Origin of the sequence: Streptomyces tagetis (assembly GCF_018069565.1) — a bacterium.
Classification (GTDB): Bacteria; Actinomycetota; Actinomycetes; order Streptomycetales; family Streptomycetaceae; genus Streptomyces; species Streptomyces tagetis.
Genome location: NZ_JAGPNL010000004.1, coordinates 483,263 through 501,615, shown reverse-complemented (window position 1 = coordinate 501,615; position 18,353 = coordinate 483,263). Strand labels below are relative to the sequence as shown.

The 18,353-nt window shown below is 73.6% G+C and carries 19 protein-coding genes; 11 read left to right on the top strand and 8 right to left on the bottom strand.

All coding sequences use genetic code 11. The features are described from left to right. Positions 1-30: 30 nt before the first annotated feature. Positions 31-705 carry an O-methyltransferase gene (locus J5Y05_RS17940; RefSeq protein WP_210873800.1) on the bottom strand — a complete coding sequence of 225 codons (675 nt, stop codon included), beginning with the start codon at positions 703-705 and terminating at the stop codon, positions 31-33. Positions 706-1,016: 311 nt separating this feature from the next. On the opposite strand from J5Y05_RS17940, the gene sigE reads away from it, so the two are divergent. The 5 genes from sigE (at position 1,017) to J5Y05_RS17915 (ending at position 6,262) form a co-directional block, all read left to right on the top strand. Continuing rightward, positions 1,017-1,688: an RNA polymerase sigma factor SigE gene (sigE, locus tag J5Y05_RS17935; RefSeq protein WP_210873594.1), complete on the top strand. Its 672-nt coding sequence runs from the start codon at positions 1,017-1,019 to the stop codon at positions 1,686-1,688. Beyond that, a complete protein-coding gene (locus J5Y05_RS17930) occupies positions 1,685-2,716 on the top strand; it encodes a zf-HC2 domain-containing protein (protein WP_210873592.1) in 1,032 nt (343 codons plus the stop codon). The genes sigE and J5Y05_RS17930 overlap by 4 nt, the downstream gene beginning before the upstream one ends. Positions 2,717-2,812: 96 nt before the next feature. Beyond that, positions 2,813-4,813 (top strand): S1C family serine protease, encoded by a 2,001-nt coding sequence (locus tag J5Y05_RS17925; protein ID WP_210873590.1) that lies wholly within the window; start codon positions 2,813-2,815, stop codon positions 4,811-4,813. An 81-nt stretch (positions 4,814-4,894) separates the two neighbouring features. Next, positions 4,895-5,347, top strand: coding sequence for a sec-independent translocase (locus tag J5Y05_RS17920; RefSeq protein WP_210873588.1), 453 nt, complete (start codon positions 4,895-4,897; stop codon positions 5,345-5,347). Positions 5,348-5,590: 243 nt separating this feature from the next. After that, positions 5,591-6,262 (top strand): hypothetical protein, encoded by a 672-nt coding sequence (locus tag J5Y05_RS17915; protein ID WP_210873585.1) that lies wholly within the window; start codon positions 5,591-5,593, stop codon positions 6,260-6,262. Positions 6,263-6,370: 108 nt separating this feature from the next. Here the strand turns inward: J5Y05_RS17915 and J5Y05_RS17910 are convergent, their stop codons facing one another. Genes J5Y05_RS17910 through J5Y05_RS17900 form a run of 3 tightly spaced genes read right to left on the bottom strand, consistent with a single transcriptional unit; the run spans position 6,371 to position 9,420 of the window. Next, entirely contained in the window at positions 6,371-7,504 is a 1,134-nt protein-coding gene (locus J5Y05_RS17910; RefSeq protein WP_210873583.1) for an Mrp/NBP35 family ATP-binding protein, read from the bottom strand. Positions 7,505-7,547: 43 nt separating this feature from the next. Further along, positions 7,548-8,147, bottom strand: coding sequence for a DUF1003 domain-containing protein (locus J5Y05_RS17905; RefSeq protein WP_247614818.1), 600 nt, complete (start codon positions 8,145-8,147; stop codon positions 7,548-7,550). After that, entirely contained in the window at positions 8,137-9,420 is a 1,284-nt protein-coding gene (locus J5Y05_RS17900) for a magnesium transporter MgtE N-terminal domain-containing protein (RefSeq protein WP_210873576.1), read from the bottom strand. Before J5Y05_RS17900 ends, J5Y05_RS17905 begins: the two co-directional genes overlap by 11 nt. Positions 9,421-9,618: 198 nt before the next feature. Between J5Y05_RS17900 and J5Y05_RS17895 the strand changes: the two genes are divergently transcribed. Further along, positions 9,619-10,356: a hypothetical protein gene (locus J5Y05_RS17895; protein WP_210873574.1), complete on the top strand. Its 738-nt coding sequence runs from the start codon at positions 9,619-9,621 to the stop codon at positions 10,354-10,356. A 60-nt stretch (positions 10,357-10,416) separates the two neighbouring features. On the opposite strand, the gene J5Y05_RS17890 is transcribed toward J5Y05_RS17895, so the two are convergent. Beyond that, positions 10,417-10,929: a hypothetical protein gene (locus J5Y05_RS17890; protein WP_210873573.1), complete on the bottom strand. Its 513-nt coding sequence runs from the start codon at positions 10,927-10,929 to the stop codon at positions 10,417-10,419. A gap of 47 nt (positions 10,930-10,976) precedes the next feature. Then, entirely contained in the window at positions 10,977-12,089 is a 1,113-nt protein-coding gene (locus J5Y05_RS17885) for a magnesium and cobalt transport protein CorA (protein WP_210873571.1), read from the bottom strand. Positions 12,090-12,594: 505 nt separating this feature from the next. Here J5Y05_RS17885 and J5Y05_RS17880 point away from each other — a divergent pair. From J5Y05_RS17880 to J5Y05_RS17865, 4 genes are all read left to right on the top strand, one after another. Continuing rightward, on the top strand, positions 12,595-13,191 hold the full coding sequence (locus tag J5Y05_RS17880) for a suppressor of fused domain protein (RefSeq protein ID WP_210873569.1): 597 nt from the start codon (positions 12,595-12,597) through the stop codon (positions 13,189-13,191). A gap of 251 nt (positions 13,192-13,442) precedes the next feature. Beyond that, a complete protein-coding gene (locus J5Y05_RS17875; RefSeq protein WP_210873567.1) occupies positions 13,443-14,084 on the top strand; it encodes a DUF6758 family protein in 642 nt (213 codons plus the stop codon). A 166-nt stretch (positions 14,085-14,250) separates the two neighbouring features. Further along, positions 14,251-15,108 carry a PHP domain-containing protein gene (locus J5Y05_RS17870; protein ID WP_210873566.1) on the top strand — a complete coding sequence of 286 codons (858 nt, stop codon included), beginning with the start codon at positions 14,251-14,253 and terminating at the stop codon, positions 15,106-15,108. A gap of 164 nt (positions 15,109-15,272) precedes the next feature. Then, positions 15,273-15,878 (top strand): MarC family protein, encoded by a 606-nt coding sequence (locus tag J5Y05_RS17865; RefSeq protein WP_210873564.1) that lies wholly within the window; start codon positions 15,273-15,275, stop codon positions 15,876-15,878. Positions 15,879-16,024: 146 nt separating this feature from the next. Here the strand turns inward: J5Y05_RS17865 and J5Y05_RS32765 are convergent, their stop codons facing one another. Further along, positions 16,025-16,177: a DUF8834 family protein gene (locus J5Y05_RS32765; RefSeq protein WP_078855784.1), complete on the bottom strand. Its 153-nt coding sequence runs from the start codon at positions 16,175-16,177 to the stop codon at positions 16,025-16,027. A gap of 242 nt (positions 16,178-16,419) precedes the next feature. On the opposite strand from J5Y05_RS32765, the gene J5Y05_RS17855 reads away from it, so the two are divergent. Continuing rightward, on the top strand, positions 16,420-17,316 hold the full coding sequence (locus J5Y05_RS17855) for an NYN domain-containing protein (RefSeq protein WP_210873562.1): 897 nt from the start codon (positions 16,420-16,422) through the stop codon (positions 17,314-17,316). Positions 17,317-17,424: 108 nt separating this feature from the next. Here J5Y05_RS17855 and J5Y05_RS17850 read toward each other — a convergent pair whose 3' ends face one another. After that, positions 17,425-18,321 carry an alpha/beta fold hydrolase gene (locus J5Y05_RS17850; RefSeq protein WP_210873560.1) on the bottom strand — a complete coding sequence of 299 codons (897 nt, stop codon included), beginning with the start codon at positions 18,319-18,321 and terminating at the stop codon, positions 17,425-17,427. Between the last annotated feature and the right edge of the window lie 32 nt (positions 18,322-18,353).

The following is an 18,353-nucleotide window of genomic DNA, read 5'->3' as shown; positions in this document are numbered from 1 at the left end:
ACCACCGCGGTTCCGGCGCCCGCCGGTCGGCTACCGCTTCACCGCGCAGAGCAGTCCGTCGCCCACCGGCAGCAGGGACGGCACCAGCTCCTGGCTCTCGCGGACCGCGCGCAGCAGTTCCCGCAGCCGCAGCACCTCGGTGGGCTGCGGTCCGGAGCCGACCGTGCGGCCGGCGCCGAACACCCCTTCGAAGGCGACCAGACCTCCGGGGCGCAGCAGCCGCAACGATTCGTCGAGGTAGTCCAGGTACTCCAGCCGGTCACCGTCGCAGAAGACCAGGTCATAGCCCGCGTCGGCGAGCCGGGGCAGCACGTCCAGGGCCCGGCCGGGGATGAAGCGGGCCCGGTTGCTGGCGAAGCCCGCGGCCCGGAACGCCTGGCGCGCGAACTGCTGGTGCTCCGGCTCCGGGTCGACGGTGGTCAGCACCCCGTCGGGACGCATGCCGTGCAGGAGGTGAATCCCCGACACACCGCAGCCGGTGCCGATCTCCGCGACCGCCTTGGCGTCCACGGTGGCGGCGAGCAGTCCCAGCGCGGCGCCCGTGCCGGGCGTCACCGAGCGCAGGCCCGCCTCACGGGCCCGCTCGCGCGCCCAGTGCAGCGCGTCGTCCTCGGCGACATAGGCGTCGGCGAACGCCCAGCTCGTCTGCCGGTTGCCGGTAATGACCCTCTCCTGTCCCTGTCGTTGCCTCGGGCGTGACTGTATCCGTTGGGGTCGGGAACTCGCAGATGGGACCGGCCGTTCAACGGGCGAGGGGAATCGAGCGCCGAACGGCCGGGACGAGGACGGGGGTATCCGTGGACCAGGGCACAGCCCGCGCGGCGACGCACCCGCACGACCCGGACCAGCGCAGATCAAATTCTCGTAAAACCGCTTATCCGGAGCTAACGGGCGAGGTGGCTATGGTAGGGGCTCCACTGGACACCACCAGAGCCGACAGGGGAGGTGCGGCCGTACCCGTGGATCGCGGAGGAGTGCTACGGCGCATCCTCGGGTCGGCGGGCAGGCCGAAATCCGTGAACGACACCGCTGCTGACCACAGCCACGCCGCCCGTCCCGCCACGGGGCGAGTCCAGACCGCGACCTTCGCCGGCGACGCGGACACACACGCGTGGACTCCGCCCACCTGGGAGGAGATCGTCAGCACCCACAGCGGCCGCGTCTACCGCCTCGCCTACCGCCTCACGGGCAACCAGCACGACGCCGAGGACCTCACCCAGGAGGTCTTCGTCCGTGTCTTCCGCTCCCTGTCGACCTACACGCCGGGCACCTTCGAGGGCTGGCTGCACCGCATCACGACCAACCTCTTCCTGGACATGGTCCGCCGCAAGCAGCGCATCCGCTTCGACGCGCTCGGCGACGACGCGGCCGAGCGGCTGCCCAGCAGGGAGCCCAACCCGCAGCAGGTCTTCCACGACGCCCACTTCGACGCGGACGTCCAGCAGGCGCTGGACACCCTCGCGCCCGAGTTCCGCGCCGCCGTCGTCCTCTGCGACATCGAGGGACTGTCGTACGAGGAGATCGCCGCGACCCTCGGCGTCAAGCTCGGCACCGTGCGGTCCCGCATCCACCGGGGCCGCTCCCAGCTCCGCAAGGCCCTCGCCCACCGTTCTCCCCAGGCCCGCGCCGAACGCCGGTCCTTCATGGCCGGCGTTCCCGCACTGGGAGGAGGGGGCACGAGCGCGTGAGCGGGACACGTCCGAAACGCGAGGGGCAACTCGCGGAACAGCATCTGGGAGACCGACTCTCCGCCCTGGTGGACGGAGAGCTCGGTCATGACGCGCGTGAGCGGGTGCTCGCGCACGTGGCGACCTGCCCGAAGTGCAAGACCGAGCTGGACGCCCAGCGGCGGCTGAAGAGCGTCTTCGCCGAGACGGCCCCGCCCGGCCCCTCCGAGAGCTTCCTCGCCCGCCTCCAGGGCCTGCCCGGGGGTGATCCCGACGCCGGCGGACCGCCGGGCGGCGGCACGGGCTTCGCCGGACTGCCCGGCCGCCTCGGACCCGGCTCCGGTTCCGGCGTCTTCGGCACCGGCGGCGAGCAGCGCTTCGAGTTCGACTACGTCCCCGCGCGGCCCCACCCCGCCGCGCTGCCCGCGCCCGTCGCGGACCGGGGCTTCCGCATCGCCGACGTGAGCCGGCACGACTCCGACCGGTCCGCCTCGCGCGGGCTGCGGTTCGCCTTCGCCGCCGCCGGCGCGGTCTCGCTCGCCGCCATCGCCCTCGGCGGCGTCACCGTCGGCACCCCCGACACCACCGCCGAGGCCCGCGGCGGCTCCGGCAGCGGCAGCAATGTGACGCCCCTGCGCACCCAGGGCACGGCCGCCGCCGCCACCCCGGAGAACCAGCGCCGCCGCTCCACCACCCCGCTGCTCGGCCAGTCCCAGGGCCACCTCGGCTTCGGGGACGCCCCCGCGGCCCCCGTCGCACCCGCCGTCCCCACCTCGGCCTCCGCGCCCCTGCTGCCCGGGGTGCCCGCCCCGTCGGCCGACCCGCGCGCGCAGGCCGTCCACGCGCTGACCACCCCGGTGATGGCCGGCGCCGCCGCCATGTCCCCGTTGATACGCCCGCTGCGCACCGTGCCCCCGCTCTCCCTCTCGCCCTGGCCGACGGTGCCCGACGTGCGCCCGCCCGGCCTGCTCGCCGCCCCGGCCGCCGAGGCGGAAGCGTCCTCGCCGCCTCCGGCGTCCCCGGGTGTGACCGCGCGGCCGGCTCCCTGACCGCGGTTCGCGCGCCCGCCTCGGGAAACCTGATTGAATCCGGGAGGGCGCCAGAGCCCTGGGAGCCGACGAGCACGGCCTGCTGTGGGGGAGAACATGACCGAGGGGAAGCCCGCGAGGGCGAAATGGTGGAGCCGCCCTCGCCCGTCCGACGACCTGTCCGACGGCGACTACGCGCTGGCGGGCCCCGGGACGCCCGGCGCTGACGAGGGTGACTACGCGCTGCCCCGGCCCGAGACCGCGCCCGTCGCCCCCGGAGCCGCCGCCGGCCTCACGGGCGTCACGGACGGCACCCCGCCCCCCGCGCCCGTGGCCGAGCGCCCCCGCCCCCTGCACGACCCGGACCCCTACAGCACCCCGCCCTACGGCGAACCGGGCCCCTGGGCCCCCGCCCCGCCCGTCCAGCACCCCGCGACCGCCCCGGCCCACCCCGCAACCGCCCCGGCCCACCCCGCAACCGCCCCGGCACCCCCGCAGGCGGCCCCCTTCGCGCCCCCGGCCCCGATGACGCCCACGGCACCGCTCCCGGCCCCCGCGACGCCGCCCACGGCACCGCTCCCGGCCGACCCGGGCGCCACCCCGCCCGCGGGGGTGCCCTTCGCGCCGCCCTCGGCAGCCCCCGCCGACCCGCCCACGGGCTCCGCAGCCGGGGACCGAGCCCAGGACGACCGGCCGTACGACGACCGGCCCTTCGGCGAGGGGCTCCGCGACGACCGGCGGTACGACGACCGGCCCCACGGCGAGCGGCCCCAGGACAACGGGCCGTACGACGACCGGCCCTTCGGCGACCGGCACCAGGACAACGGGCCGTACGGCGACCCGCCCCACGGCGAGCGGCCCTACGAAGACCACCCCCACCCCGCCGCCCCGGCCCCCGCGCCCGCCCCCGACCCCTGGCAGCGCTACGACCCCTGGGCGCCCCCGGTCGCCGCCGAGCCCCTCCAGCAGACCGGCGCCGCCGTCCCCACCCGGGACCAGAGCCGCCGGCGCACCCGGACCACGCTCATCGCCGCCGCCCTGGCCATCGCCGTGGTCTCCGGCGTCGCCGGCGGTGTCGTCGGCGTCCACCTGGAGCGCGACGGCGGCATCGGCGCCGTCGAGCTGCCCCAGGCCGGCCGGGAACCGGACGGCCGCCCCGCCGACAGCGTCGCCGGCATCGCCGCCCGCGCCCTGCCCAGCGTCGTCACGCTGCACGTGCGCGGCAGCGACGCCTCGGGCACCGGCACCGGCTTCGTCCTCGACGGCCGCGGCCACATCCTCACCAACAACCACGTCGTGGAACCCGCCGGCACCGGCGGCGAGATCACCGTCACCTTCAACAGCGGGGACACCGCCGAGGCCACCGTCGTCGGCCGCGACAGCGGGTACGACCTGGCCGTGGTCCGCGTCCGGGGCGTCAAGGGCATGACCCCGCTGCCCCTCGGCAACTCCGACAACGTCCGGGTCGGCGACCCCGTCGTCGCCATCGGCGCCCCCTTCGACCTGGCCGGCACCGTCACCTCCGGCATCATCAGCGCCCGCGAGCGGCCCATCACGGCCGGCGGCGACAAGGGCGACGGCAGCGACGTCTCCTACGTCGACGCGCTCCAGACCGACGCCCCCATCAACCCCGGCAACTCCGGCGGCCCCCTCCTGGACGCGCGGGGCCGGGCCATCGGCATCAACTCCGCCATCCGCTCGGCCGACGGGGGCGGCAGCGAGTCGGACACCGGCCGCGCCGGCTCGATAGGACTCGGCTTCGCCATCCCGATCAACCAGGGCAAGCGCGTCGCCGAGGAGCTGATCAACACCGGCCGGGCCACCCACCCGGTCATCGGCATCACCCTCGACATGAGCTACTCCGGCGACGGCGCCCGCGTCTCCGCCGAGGGCAGCGACGGCGGCTCCCCGGTCACGGCGGGCGGCCCCGGCGCCGCGGCCGGCATCCGGTCCGGTGACGTGATCACCGAGGTCGACGGCCAGCGGGTGCACTCTGGCGAGGAACTCATCGTCAAGATCCGCGCCCACCGCCCCGGCGACCGGCTGGAGCTGACCCTGCTGCGCGACGGCGGCGAGACGAAGGTCTCCCTCGTGCTCGGTTCCTCCGGCGGGAGCTGACGTGGCCGCGCCGGGACGGTACCGGCCGACCGGGGTCGGCGGGTACCGTGGTGGCGGCCCGGACATCGCAAGGAGCTACAGGTGTTCAATGACATAGGACCGCTTGAGCTGGTCACGCTCGTCGTCCTCGCCGTGCTCATCTTCGGTCCGGACAAGCTGCCCAAGGTCATCCAGGACGTCGCGCGCACCATCCGGAAGATCCGGGAGTTCTCCGACAGCGCCAAGCAGGACATCCGGCAGGAGCTTGGCCCGGAGTTCAAGGACTTCGAGTTCGAGGACCTCAACCCCAAGACGTTCCTGCGCAAGCAACTGGAGAACGAGGACCTGGGGCTCAAGGAGATCCGCAACGGCTTCGACCTCAAGAAGGAGATGTCCGAGGTCGCCGACGCCGTCCACAGCCGCGACGCGGACCCCGCGCCCGCCGCCGGCGCCGCCTCCGCCCCGGGCTCCTCCGGCGGCCGGGTGGACATGACCAAGAAGCCCGCGGCCCCCGCCCGCGACGATCACCCGCCCTACGACGCGGACGCCACCTGACCCCGAGTCCCACCGCTGTGCGCCCCCGGCGCACGCCCCGGGCGCACGGGGGGCGTTTTGTACTCCGGACCGGTGGTGCCGCCCCCCGTCGGCGGATTCCCTGTACTCCACGCGCCCGCCTGCGCTCGCGGCGGCCCGTGCGGGTGTGGCTATGCTGCCCGAGTCGTTGTGCGGACCGGAGGAGTGCGCCCGAAGGGGGGCGGGCCGTTTCCGGCCCGCCGAGATCGAGGAGGCTCCGGGCACATGGAGACGACGAGTCGGGCCGTCGCGCGAGCGTCGGCCGCGGAGGGCGGACAACCCGGCCCTTCCGCCTGGCGTACGGTCGACGGTTACCTGCGCGCACCCTTCCCGTGGTACGGCCTCGACGAGGCGTTCACGGGACGGCGCTGGCTGATGCAGGTCGGCACCGCGGCCGACGGGACGGTGGAACACGGGGCGATCGGCCACGGCGACGAACCGTCCGTACGCAACGAACACGTGGCCGGTGACGACCAGGACGCCAAGGAGAAGTTCGCGGTCGTGGTGACCGTGGCCGCCAGTCCCGACCGGCGCAGCGCCGACGGCACGGGCCTGCTGGAGGCCACCTCCGTCTCCTCGGCGGCGTGGCTCGCCGGGGTGGGGCTGCTCTCCTTCACCTGGCCCGGCCAGATGGACCACACCCTGCGCGACGACTGGCTGGAGCAGCAGACCGAGACCGCCTGGTCGCTCGCCGACGACCTCGACGCGGCGGAGTGGTCGACGCTGTCCCTGCCGGTGGACGGGGTGCCGACGACCTTCCACTACCGCGAGTCGGCCTACGGCTGGGTACTGGCCGGCTCGGCCGGCAAGAGCGTCCACCTGGGCGCGTACGGCAGGGGCATGAGCGCCTACGGGCTCGCCTTCTCCGTGGTCAAGGACATCGCCGCCCACGCCTGAGCGGGCCGCGCCCGCGACGCCCACGGGCGGGCGGGCGTACGCCACGGGGCGCCGTCCCACGGACAGCGCCCCCTGGTCGTACCGACGGCATCCCGGCCGCGCCGGCGGTCAGAACTTGTTGCGCGGCGTGATCCCCAGCGACAGCCCCGACAGGCCGCGCTCCCGGTTGCCCAGCTTGTCCGCGATCGAGCGCAGCGCCTCGCCGGCCGGGGAGTCCGGGTCGGAGAGGACCACGGGCTTGCCCTCGTCGCCGCCCTCGCGCAGCCGGACGTCGATCGGGATCGAGCCGAGCACCGGCACCGTCGCCCCCGTGGTGCGGGTCAGCCCGTCGGCGACCGCCCGGCCGCCGCCCGTACCGAAGACGTCGACCATCTCGCCGCAGTGCGGGCAGGGCAGACCGGACATGTTCTCCACGACGCCGACGATCTTCTGGTGGGTCTGCACCGCGATGGCGCCGGCCCGCTCGGCCACCTCGGCCGCCGCCTGCTGGGGCGTCGTCACCACCAGGATCTCGGCGTTCGGCACGAGCTGCGCCACCGAGATCGCGATGTCGCCGGTGCCCGGCGGCAGGTCGAGCAGGAGGACGTCCAGGTCGCCCCAGTACACGTCCGCCAGGAACTGCTGGAGCGCGCGGTGCAGCATCGGCCCGCGCCACACCACCGGGGCGTTGCCGGGCGTGAACATGCCGATGGAGATGACCTTCACGCCGTGCGCCGACGGCGGCATGATCATGTTCTCGACCTGGGTGGGACGCCCGTCCGCGCCGAGCATGCGGGGCACCGAGTGGCCGTAGATGTCGGCGTCGACGACCCCGACCTTCAGCCCGTCCGCCGCCATCGCCGCCGCCAGGTTCACCGTCACCGAGGACTTGCCGACGCCGCCCTTGCCGGAGGCGACCGCGTAGACCCGGGTCAGGTTGCCGGGCTTGGCGAAGGGCACCTCGCGCTCGGCCTGCCCGCCGCGCAGCGCCTCGGCCAGCTCCCGGCGTTGCGTGTCGCTCATCACGTCGAGTTCGACGTCGACCCGGGTGACGCCCTCGACCCGCGAGACCGCCTCCGTCACACGCTGGGTGATCGTGTCCCGCATCGGACAGCCGGAGACCGTCAGGTACACACCGACCGCGACCGCTCCGTCCGCGCCGATCTCCACCGACTTGACCATCCCCAGCTCGGTGATGGGACGGTTGATCTCGGGGTCGTTCACCGTCGCCAGCGCCTCGCGCACCGCGTCTTCCGTAGCCATGATGACGATGGTACGGCGCCCACCACGGGGGGTGGGAAGCCCGTCACCGGTCGGTTTGGTCACCCGTGCCCGGACCGTGGGCCGGCGGCGCCCCGGAACCGCCGCGCGGGCCCTCGTGGCGCTCCTCCAGTTCGCGCAGCGCGTCCTGGAGCTCGGAGCGGATCCAGTCCCGGGTGGCGACCTCGCCGAGCCCCACGCGCAGGGCCGCGATCTCCCGGGTCAGGTACTCGGTGTCGGCGATCGACCGCTCGTTCTGCTTGCGGTCCTGCTCCAGGTTGACCCGGTCCCGGTCGTCCTGCCGGTTCTGCGCGAGCAGGATCAGCGGGGCCGCGTAGGACGCCTGGAGGGACAGGGCCAGGGTCAGGAAGATGAACGGGTACTGGTCGAACCGCAGACCGCTCGGCGCGGTCACGTTCCACACCACCCACAGGATGATGACGACCGTCATCCAGACGATGAACCGCCCGGTGCCCAGGAACCGCGCGATGCGCTCGGAGAGCCGGCCGAAGGCGTCCGGGTCCCACTCCGGCACGATCCGGCGGCGCGGCGGGCGGGGCTGGTCCAGCCGGAAGCGCGGGCGGGTGGTGGCCGTCGCCCCCGAGACCACGCGCTCGCGGGCCGCCGGCTCGCGCTCAGGCCCCATCCGGGCCCACCCCCTCGTCCAGGTGGTACTCGGTCTCCCGCCAGTCCTCCGGCAGCATGTGGTCCAGGACGTCGTCGACGGTGATCGCGCCCAGCAGCGACCCGGAGTCGTCCACGACGGGCGCCGCGACCATGTCGTACGTGGCGAAGAACCCGGCGACCACCGGCAGCGCGGCGTCCGGCGCCAGCGGTTGCAGGTCGTCGTCGAGCATCGAGCCGACCAGCGTGTACGGCGGATCGCGCAGCAGCCGCTGGAAGTGGACGGTGCCCAGGTACTTGCCGGTCGGCGTCTCCTCCGGCGGGCGGCACACGTAGACCTGCGCCGCGTGCGCCGGGGACAGGTCGGGGTTGCGGATGCGGGCCAGCGCGTCGGCGACGGTGGCGTCGGGGCGCAGCACGAGCGGCTCGGTCGTCATCAGACCGCCCGCCGTGTGCTCCTCGTACGACATCAGGCGCCGCATGTCGGCCGCGTCGGAGGGCTGCATCAGGTTCAGCAGCCGTTCCTTGTCCTCCTCCGGCAGCTCGCCCAGCAGGTCGGCGGCGTCGTCCGGGTCCATCGCCTCCAGGACGTCCGCCGCCCGCTCCTCCTCCAGCTTGCCGAGGATCTCGATCTGGTCGTCCTCCGGCAGCTCCTCCAGCACGTCGGCGAGCCGCTCGTCGTCGAGGGCGGCGGCGACCTCGGCCCGCCGCTTGGGGGAGAGGTGGTGCAGGACGTTGGCGAGGTCGGCGGGGCGGAGCTGCTCGAAGGTGGCGAGCAGGTTCTCGGCGCCCTGCCCGTGCTCCTCCAGCGAGAAGCCGGTCACCGCGGACCACTCGACGGTCAGCGTCTCGCCCCGGTTGCGGCGGAAGGCGCCGCCCTTGCGGCCCTTGCGGACGAAGACCCGGTCGATCTGCCACTCCCGGCGGGAGGGCTGCTGCCGCACCGCCAGGTCGAGCACGGTGACCTCCTCGCCGGTGTCCACCAGCGTCACCCGCCGGTCCAGCAGTTCGCCGAAGACCAGCCGCTCGGTGGGCCGCTGCTCGAAGCGCCGCACATTGAGCACGCCGGTGGTGATCACCTGGCCGGAGTCGATGCCGGTGACCCGGGTCATGGGCAGGAAGATGCGGCGCCGGGTGGCGAGTTCGACGACGAGTCCGAGCACCCGCGGGGGTTTGCGGCCGACGCGGAGCATGACCACCAGATCGCGCACGCGCCCCACCTGGTCGCCGTTGGGATCGAAGACGGCGGCACCGGAGAGGTGGGAGACGAAGATCCGGGGGGCGCCCGCTGCCATGGCGGCGGCTCCTTTGCGTCTGGGCTGTTGCGTACGGTGTTCCATTTCCGACATGCCCGCTCGGACGGCCTTCAGGCTAGCCCGTCCCGAAGAGCCCTGCCCTGGCAACCGGGTCCGGACGGACCGGCGTCGGGCGCCGCCACGGCCCCGGTACGCTGCCGTACGCCGCATGGCCCCGTCAGAAAGGCAGCCCCACCTGTGACTGTGACTCCCCGGCGCCGAATCCGCAGGGCCGCTCTCCTGGGCGCGCTGTGCGCCCTGGCCGTGACGGGGGCCGGGCTGACGGGCTGCCGGGCCGAGGACCCGGACGCGGGCACCAACGGCGTGGGGAAGCTCCCGGCCGCCGCCATCCACAGCAAGGCCCTCGCCGTGGCCGGCTCCGCCGGGGCGGTCCGCCTGCACGGGACCGTGGAGGCCGGCGGCAGCACCTACACTCTCGACATGCGGCTCACGGCGGACGGGGGCACCGGGTCGGTCGCCGGCGGGGGCACGACGTTCGGGCTGCTGCGCGTGGGCGACCAGCTCTACCTCAAGGCCGACGCCGGTTTCTGGAGCCACGACGGCGGGGACAAGGCAGCCGCCGCCAAGCTGGCCGACAAGTACGTGAAGGTGCCGCAGGGCGATCCGGCGTACCAGAAGTTCAGCGGCTTCACCGACAAGGACGACCTGCTGGAGGGGCTGCTCACGCTGCACGGCACGCTCGCCACCGACGGCCGGCACCAGCAGGGCGGGGTCCGCACCATCCGGGTCAGCGGCGACGGCGGCTCCGGCGGCTCGCTGGACGTCTCCCTGGAGGGCACGCCGTACCCGGTACGCCTGGTGCGGGCGGGCAGCGCGGGCACGCTCAGCTTCTCCGACTGGGACAAGGACGTCCCGGTCGAGGAGCCGGAGGCGGACGAGACCCTCGACTACGGCAAGCAGCTCCCGACCTCCTGAACGGGAGCGGGACGCGGGGGCCGGGCGGGAGCGGCGGCGGGGCGGGTACAGGGCCGTCCGCTAGCGCCGACGGCGCCGCTTGAACAGCAGCCGGGGCAGGGCCGCCGGAGCCGGTTCCCGGGTGGTCGCCGGGCTCGCCGGGGCGGGCTCCGCCAGCGAGCCGTCGGGCAGCGGCGCGAGTTCCCCGGTCGGCTCCAGGCGCAGCACCCGGCACTCGCGGGCCCAGCGGTCGGGCATGGCCTCGCCGTCGGTCGCGTTCAGCCGCTTGCCCTTGAGGTCGGCGACGGCCGCCTGCCAGGCGTCGGAACCGGGCGCCAGCTCCACCACCCGCGCCGTCCAGGTGACCAGGCGGCCCCCCTTGTCCTTGCTGCGCACGGTGACCTCGGCCGTGGTCCCGTCCGTCAGGGCGCGCAGCGGCTGCTCGCCGGGTCCGTCGCCGACCACGCAGGCGGCGCCCTCGTGCCAGACGTGCCACAGGGGGCGGGCGGGCACGCCGGGCGCCCGGACCCAGACGAGGCCGGACTTCTTGGTGGCCTCCTCGACGAGGGCCTGGTCGAGCAGCTCGGGTGTCATGCGGTCAGCCTAGAGGCCGCCGGATGGGACCGGGCCGTAGTGGGCGTTCAGAGCCAGCCGTTGCGCTTGAGCATGCGGTGGATGCCGAGGCAGATGCCCACCGTGATGCCGAGGACCAGCGGGTAGCCGTAGCGCCACTCGACCTCCGGCATGTGCTCGAAGTTCATCCCGTAGACACCGCACACCATCGTCGGCACGGCGATGATCGCGGCCCAGGAGGTGATCTTGCGCATGTCCTCGTTCTGCGCGACGGACGCCTGGGCGAGGTTGGCCTGGAGGATCGAGTTCAGCAGTTCGTCGAAGCCGATCACCTGCTCCTGCACCCGGGCCACGTGGTCGGCGACGTCCCGGAAGTACTTCTGGATCTCCGGGTCGATCAGCAGCATGGGCCGCTCGCTGAGGAGCTGCATGGGGCGCAGCAGCGGCGCCACCGCCCGCTTGAACTCCAGCACCTCGCGCTTGAGTTGGTAGATCCGTCCGGCGTCGGTGCCGCGCGGGGTGCCCCGCCGGTCCGGGGAGAAGACCTCGGTCTCGACCTCGTCGATGTCGTCCTGCACCGCGTCGGCGACCGCCATGTAACCGTCGACTATGTGGTCGGCGATGGCGTGCAGCACCGCCGAGGGGCCCTTGACCAGCAGCTCGGGGTCGTCCTGGAGCCGGTGGCGCAGCGCGCGCAGCGAACCCTGGCCGCCGTGGCGGACGGTGATGAAGAAGTCCCGTCCGGTGAAGCACATGACCTCGCCGGTCTCGACCACCTCGCTGTTGGTGGAGAGCTTGTCGTGGTCGAGGTAGTGGATGGTCTTGAAGACGGTGAAGAGGGAGTCGTCGTAGCGCTCCAGCTTGGGCCGCTGGTGGGCCCGGACGGCGTCCTCCACTGCCAGCGGGTGGAGCCCGAACTCCCGCGCGATACCGGCGAATTCGTCCTCGTTGGGCTCATGCAGGCCGATCCAGGCGAAGCCGCCGTCGCGGCGCACCTGGCGCATCGCCTCCTGCGGGCCGAGCGGTCCGGCCTGCTCGATGCGCCGGCCGTCCCGGTAGACGGCGCAGTCGACGACGGCGGAGACGGCCTGGGGGCACGGCACGGGGGCGTAGCCCTCGTCCTTGCGGGGTGAGACGCGTGAGGGGCGGACCGCGGCGCGCAGGTCTCGGATCATCGACATGGCAGGCTCCTTCGCGACGGGCAGCGAAGGGCGTCGGCGAGGGGTGGAACCACCCGGAATGAGGACGTCCTGGCCATGTGCGTGAGGCGCGTCCACAAAGCGGGGGGCACCGCACCGTCGCGGTGATCGGCTTCGCTGCTGATTCGTCTGCCGGTGCAGACGGGCAGATCAGGCAAAACGAGACGCAGTGCTCTTCCGCGTGAAGACGCGCAGGTGAACGAGGGCCCGCAGCGTGCCGGGGCCGGAAAGCTGGATCAGCGGCGGGAAGAGCGAGTGGTACTGCACGGTCGACTTCGGTCCATGCCAGCCCCACCTCCTCCGGCCGGTCCCCCGTGAGGGACGATCCATCCCCTGTTTGAAGGGGTTCCCCGTAGGGGAGTGTTCACAGCGTCGGGACGTGATCGCCGCGCTTTCGCGTGCTGCCCGACCGCCGGCTCAGAGTACCAGTCGCCCCGCGTGTCAAGGCGCCGCTTTGCCGTGTGCTGGTGAGTTCTATGCTCGCCGCATGGCTGATGTTCTTCCCCTGGCCGAGGCCCGGTTGCGCGGTGCGCTGGGTGAGCCGGACGCGCGCGCGGCGGTCACCTTCCTCGGCGCCGACCGCATCGAGGTGCTGCGCTTCCCGGGCGGCGGTCCCGAGGGCGACATCGTCCGCTACGCCACTCTCGGCATGTCCGCCCAGCCCATGACCGACCCCTCGGCCCTCGTCGCCGACCCGGTCCAGGGGCCCCGCGCCGAGCTGGTGCTCTCCGTGCGCACGGGGCGGGCCGACACCGACAAGGTGCTCCGTCCGCTGGCCGTGCTCGCCGCGTCCCCGCAGGTCGAGGGCGTGATCGTGGCGCCGGGCGCCTCGCTGGACACCGGCGGCGCGCTGTGGCCCGGCGCCCCGTTCACCTCGGTGCTGGTGGCCGAGCCGGGCGGCCTGGTGGAGGACCTGGAACTGGACCCGCCGATGGACCCCGTACGGTTCCTGCCCCTGCTGCCCATGACGCCGAACGAGGCCGCCTGGAAGCGGGTGCACGGGGCGCAGGCGCTGCGTGAGCGCTGGCTCTCCCACGGGACGGACCTGAGGGACCCGCTGCGCGCCTCGGTCCGGCTGGACTGAACGGCCGGGTCCCGCCGCCCGACCCGGCCCGGCCACCCGGGGCGCCGGGTGACCGATCTCACCAACAGGCGGGATTCCACGGTCTGTTGGGCGGGGCCGGCGCCCGTCCACGCCGGGCTCGGGCGGGGCCGGCGGTCGTGCCGGGCGGCTGATCGGTGGGGCGTACATCCTGTTCCGCGGGGGTGGGCGTCCCGGTTCGCGGCGGTGATCGTCCTTGACGTGGCGGGGCCGGGGGAGGACCGTGGGGCCTTATGAGGGGTGAACCCAGTTGCCCGAAGTGCGGTGGCCGGGTGCGGGCTCCCGGCCTCTTCTCGGACACCTGGCAGTGCGCCGTGCACGGGATTGTGCATCCTCTGCAGCCCGTCCTCCCGCCCAGCGTCGAGGCGCTCGGCGTGATCGTCCGCCGCACCGAGGTGCCGGTGTGGATGCCGTGGCCGCTGCCGGTCGGCTGGCTCTTCACCGGCGTCGTCTGCGCGGGCGACGACCGCAGCGGCGGCCGTGCCACCGCCGTCGCCTGCACCGGACCCGGCCCCCTCGGCGGCATGGGCGAGCTGATCCTCGTCGCCGAGGAACTGGGCGTGGGCCTCGGCGCGCGGTTCGCCGGCCTCGACGCCCCCGACCCGGGACCGTACCTGGACGTCGGCAAGCCGCCCCAGGCCAAGGTGCTCGCCGCCGGCCGCCCGACCCCGCTGTGGCACGTCTCCGACGCCCCGGACGACCGGGCGGTCTTCGCCGGGGAGGCCCTCGGGGTGTGGCTGTGGGCCGTCGTCTTCCCCGAGCAGACCGGCCTGCTGATGCACGACGAGCTGGTGCTGACCGACCTCCGGGACGCGGGCGCCGAGATCGAACTCGTGCCGTGCGGGGCGCTGTCGCCCCTGCTGCTGCGTCCGTAGGAAAGCGCGCTCCGAGGAGGGGGTTCCCGGGAGTCCGTGCGTACGGTCGGGGGGCCGCCTGCGACGTAGGGGGCGCTCGGCGCTTTCGGGTGTGACATCGAAGGCTGGGACTCCGGTTATCCTGTGGGTGTCCCTTTCCGTCCCGTCACCGCCTGGGAGTCGCGTCGTGCGCATCGATCTGCACACCCACTCCACCGCGTCCGACGGCACGGACACCCCGGCCGAGCTGGTGCGCAAGGCCGCCGCGGCCGGACTGGACGTCGTCGCGCTGACCGACCACGACACCACCCGCGGCCACGCCGAGGCCCGCGCCGCGCTGCCCGCGGGGCTCACCCTGGTCACCGGCGCCGAACTCTCCTGCCGGATCGACGGAGTCGGCGTGCACATGCTCGCCTACCTCTTCGACCCGGAGGAGCCCGAGCTGCTCGCCGAACGGGAGCTGGTCCGCGACGACCGGGTGCCGCGCGCCCGCGCCATGGTCCGCAGGCTCAACGAGCTGGGCGTCCCCGTCACCTGGGAGCAGGTCGCGCGGATCGCCGGCGACGGATCGGTCGGCCGTCCGCACGTGGCCTCCGCCCTCGTCGAACTCGGTGTCGTCCCCACGGTCGGCGACGCCTTCACCCAGGAGTGGCTGGCCGACGGCGGCCGGGCCGCGGTGGAGAAGCACGAGACCGACCCCTTCGAGGCGATCCGCCTGGTCAAGGGCGCCGGCGGGGTCACGGTGTTCGCCCATCCGGCCGCCGCCAAGCGGGGCCGCACGGTGCCCGAGAGCCTGATCGCGGACCTGGCCGCCGCCGGCCTCGACGGCATCGAGGTCGACCACATGGACCACGACGAGCCCACGCGCGCCCACCTGCGGGGCCTCGCCTCGGAGCTGGGGCTGCTGGTCACCGGGTCCAGCGACTACCACGGGAGCCGGAAGACCTGCCGGCTCGGCGAGTACACGACGGACCCCGAGGTCTACGGGGAGATCACGCGCCGGTCCTTCGGGGCGTTCCCCGTGCCGGGCGCCGGCGGAGTCTGACCCCGCCCGGACCCCGGACCCGGACCCCGGACCCGGCCCGCGCGACACCGGCGGCCCGTGCCGTCCGTCGCCCGCCGCCGGTCGCCCTCCCGTCGTCTTCCTCTGTTCCGTCCGTCCGCGCGCCGCGCGGCCGGTCCCCGTCATCGCAAGGCTCTCTCACGCTCATGTTCGACCTCGCCGTCTTCGGTTCCCTCTTCCTGACCCTCTTCGTGATCATGGACCCGCCCGGGATCACGCCGATCTTCCTCGCGCTGACCTCCGGACGGCCCGCCAAGGTGCAGAAGCGGATGGCCTTCCAGGCCGTCTGCGTGGCCGGCGGTGTGATCACCGTGTTCGGGCTGCTCGGCAACCAGATCCTGGACTACCTGCACGTCTCGGTGCCCGCGCTGATGATCGCGGGTGGGCTGCTGCTCCTGCTGATCGCCCTCGACCTGCTCACCGGCAAGACGGACGAGCCCAAGCAGACCAAGGACGTCAACGTGGCGCTGGTCCCGCTCGGCATGCCCCTGCTGGCCGGACCCGGCGCCATCGTGTCGGTGATCCTCGCGGTGCAGAAGGCCGGCAGCGTGAGCGCGCAGGTGTCGGTGTGGACGGCGATCCTCGCCATCCACGTGGTGCTGTGGCTCGTGATGCGCTATTCGCTCCTGATCATCCGCGTCATCAAGGACGGCGGCGTGGTCCTGGTGACCCGCCTCGCGGGCATGATGCTCTCCGCGATCGCCGTGCAGCAGATCATCAACGGCGTCACCCAGGTGATCCAGGGCGCCTGAGGGCCCGACCCGGCCGGCGGCCCTCCCCGGCCGTCGGACCTCCGGCTCCGGCCGGCGCACCTCCCGGCCGGGGAATCGACAGAGCCCCCGCACGGCACCGGTCGGTGTCGTACGAGGGCTCGCACTCTCTTCACGCGCGCCGCGCGCTACGAGGCCGGACTCTCGGCCGGACGGATCCACAGGCGCTGCCCTATGGCGGCGGCCTGTTGCACGATGCGGTTCACGGAGGCGGCGTCCACGATGGTGGTGTCCACGGGGGTCCCGTCCACGTCGTCGAGTCGCATGACTTCAAAGCGCATGGCCTCTCCCTTGATCTGATCATCCTCCTGAGGAGAACTACTGAGGTGTCCAGGGTCATCGGTGCCCTGGGTTCCACAGAAAAGAACGAACTGCACCATGCAAACATTCCCTAGGCTAAGGAAAATTTTCGAGCAGCTAACGATTGGCGGGATGTCGCCGAATCGTCGATCGATAGATGTCCGATGCAAGACTGACCGGGACCGGTTGTGTTCGCAGCGTGACCGCCGGGACAATAGAGACGATGAACGACGACCCCGGGTCCCTGAATGCCCGCATCGATCAGACCAACGAGCTGTTGCGGCGGATGCTCGCCGAGGTGGCGAAGACGCCCTCCACCCACGCGATCTTCGTCGACGCCGGGTACCTGTACGCGGCAGCGGGTCGGCTCGTGGCCGGGACCGAGGACCGCCGGGCCTTCGACCTCGACGCCGAGGGGCTGATCGAGGCGCTCATCGACAAGGCTCGCACGATCTTCGCCGACAGCCGGCTGCTGCGGGTCTACTGGTACGACGGCGCCCGGCGCCGCATCCACACCCTGGAGCAGCAGTCCATCGCCGAGCTGCCGGACGTCAAGGTCCGCCTCGGCAACCTGAACGCGAACAACCAGCAGAAGGGCGTCGACTCCCTCATCCGCTCCGACCTGGAGTCCCTCGCCCGGCACCGCGCCATCAGCGACGCGGCCCTGCTCGGCGGCGACGAGGACCTGGTCTCCGCCGTCGAGGCGGCCCAGGGGTACGGCGCCCGCGTCCACCTGTGGGGCATCGAGGCCCCCGAGGGCCAGAACCAGGCCGAGCCGCTGCTCTGGGAGGTCGACAGCCAGCGCACCTTCGACCTGGAGTTCTTCAAGCCGTACGTCTCCCGGCGCACCGCCCCGCCCTACGAGACGGCGGGCGCGACCCGGCCGTCACGGGAGGACGTCCGCTTCGTCGGCGCGCAGATCGCCGCGAAGTGGCTCGGGGCGCGGGGCCGCGAGGCGCTGGTCGAGCTGCTCCCCGGCCACCCCTACCTCCCCGGCTCCGTCGACCAGGACCTCCTGGTGGAGGCCGAGGGACTGCTCCAGTACTCGCTACGCGGCCAGGCCGACCTGCGCCGGGCCCTGCGCGACGGCTTCTGGGAGCACTTGCAGGCGCAGTACTAGCGCGGCGTACCAGCGCGGCACCTGCCAGGCGGACCGGGCGGGCCCGGGGCGCGGCCCCGTACCGTCGGCGCCGGCCGGGGTGGGCCCCGGCCGGGGGCCGCGCCCGGATCAGATGCCGGGGAAGTCGTCCGGTCGTTCCCCCGGCACGGTGTCCCAGAAGTCGGCCAGGGCGCGGGCGGTGGGCAGCGGCCGGTCCGTGTTGGGGGAGTGCTCGGCCCCGGCGACGACCGTGCGGTGCGCGCTCAGACGCCGGGCCATGTCGTCCAGCAGCGGCACGGGCCAGGTGTCGTCGCTCTCCCCGGACAGCACGTGGAAGGGCAGCGGCAGGGCCGCCAGCTCGGGAATCCGGTCCGGCTCCTCACACAACTGCCTTCCGGTGACGCGGAGTTGGGCGGGCGTGGTGCCCAGCCAGCGGTCCCGCAGCCGCTCCTGGTCGGCGGGCCCCCGGGCGGCTCCCTCGGCCTCCTCGGGCGGGCCCATGGCCCGCATGACCTTCCAGACCTCCTCCATCGTCAGGGTGTCGAGGGCGTCCCGCAGGAGCCGCACCCGCTGCCGCTGGGAGTCGGAGATCCGCGCCGGGCCGGAGGACACGAGCGTCAGGGACAGGAAGGGCGCCGGGTCGAGCAGTGCGGCGGCACGGGCGATCTGGCCGCCGAGGGAGTGCCCGAGCAGGTGCACCGGCACCGCGAGCGCCGTGACCTGGGCGAGTACGTCCCGGGCCAGCTCCTCCTGTGCGTAGGGGGCCTCGTCGTGCTCCGGGCCGGGGGACTCGTACTGGCCCCGCCCGTCCACGGCGACCGTGCGGTACCCGCGTGCCGCGAGGGGGCCGTGCAGCAGCGTGAAGTCCTCCTTGCTGCCGGTGAACCCGGGCAGCATCAGCACGGTCCCCCTCGGTTCGGTGCCGTCGGCCACGGGGGAGTCCACGGCGGCGAACTCGCCGCGCGGGGTGCACAGGCGGTAGGTGCGGGCCCCGGAGGGCGGGGTGAAGGAGGCGTTGGTGCTCACGGGCAGAGGCTATCCGCCGGGGGAGGGGCCGG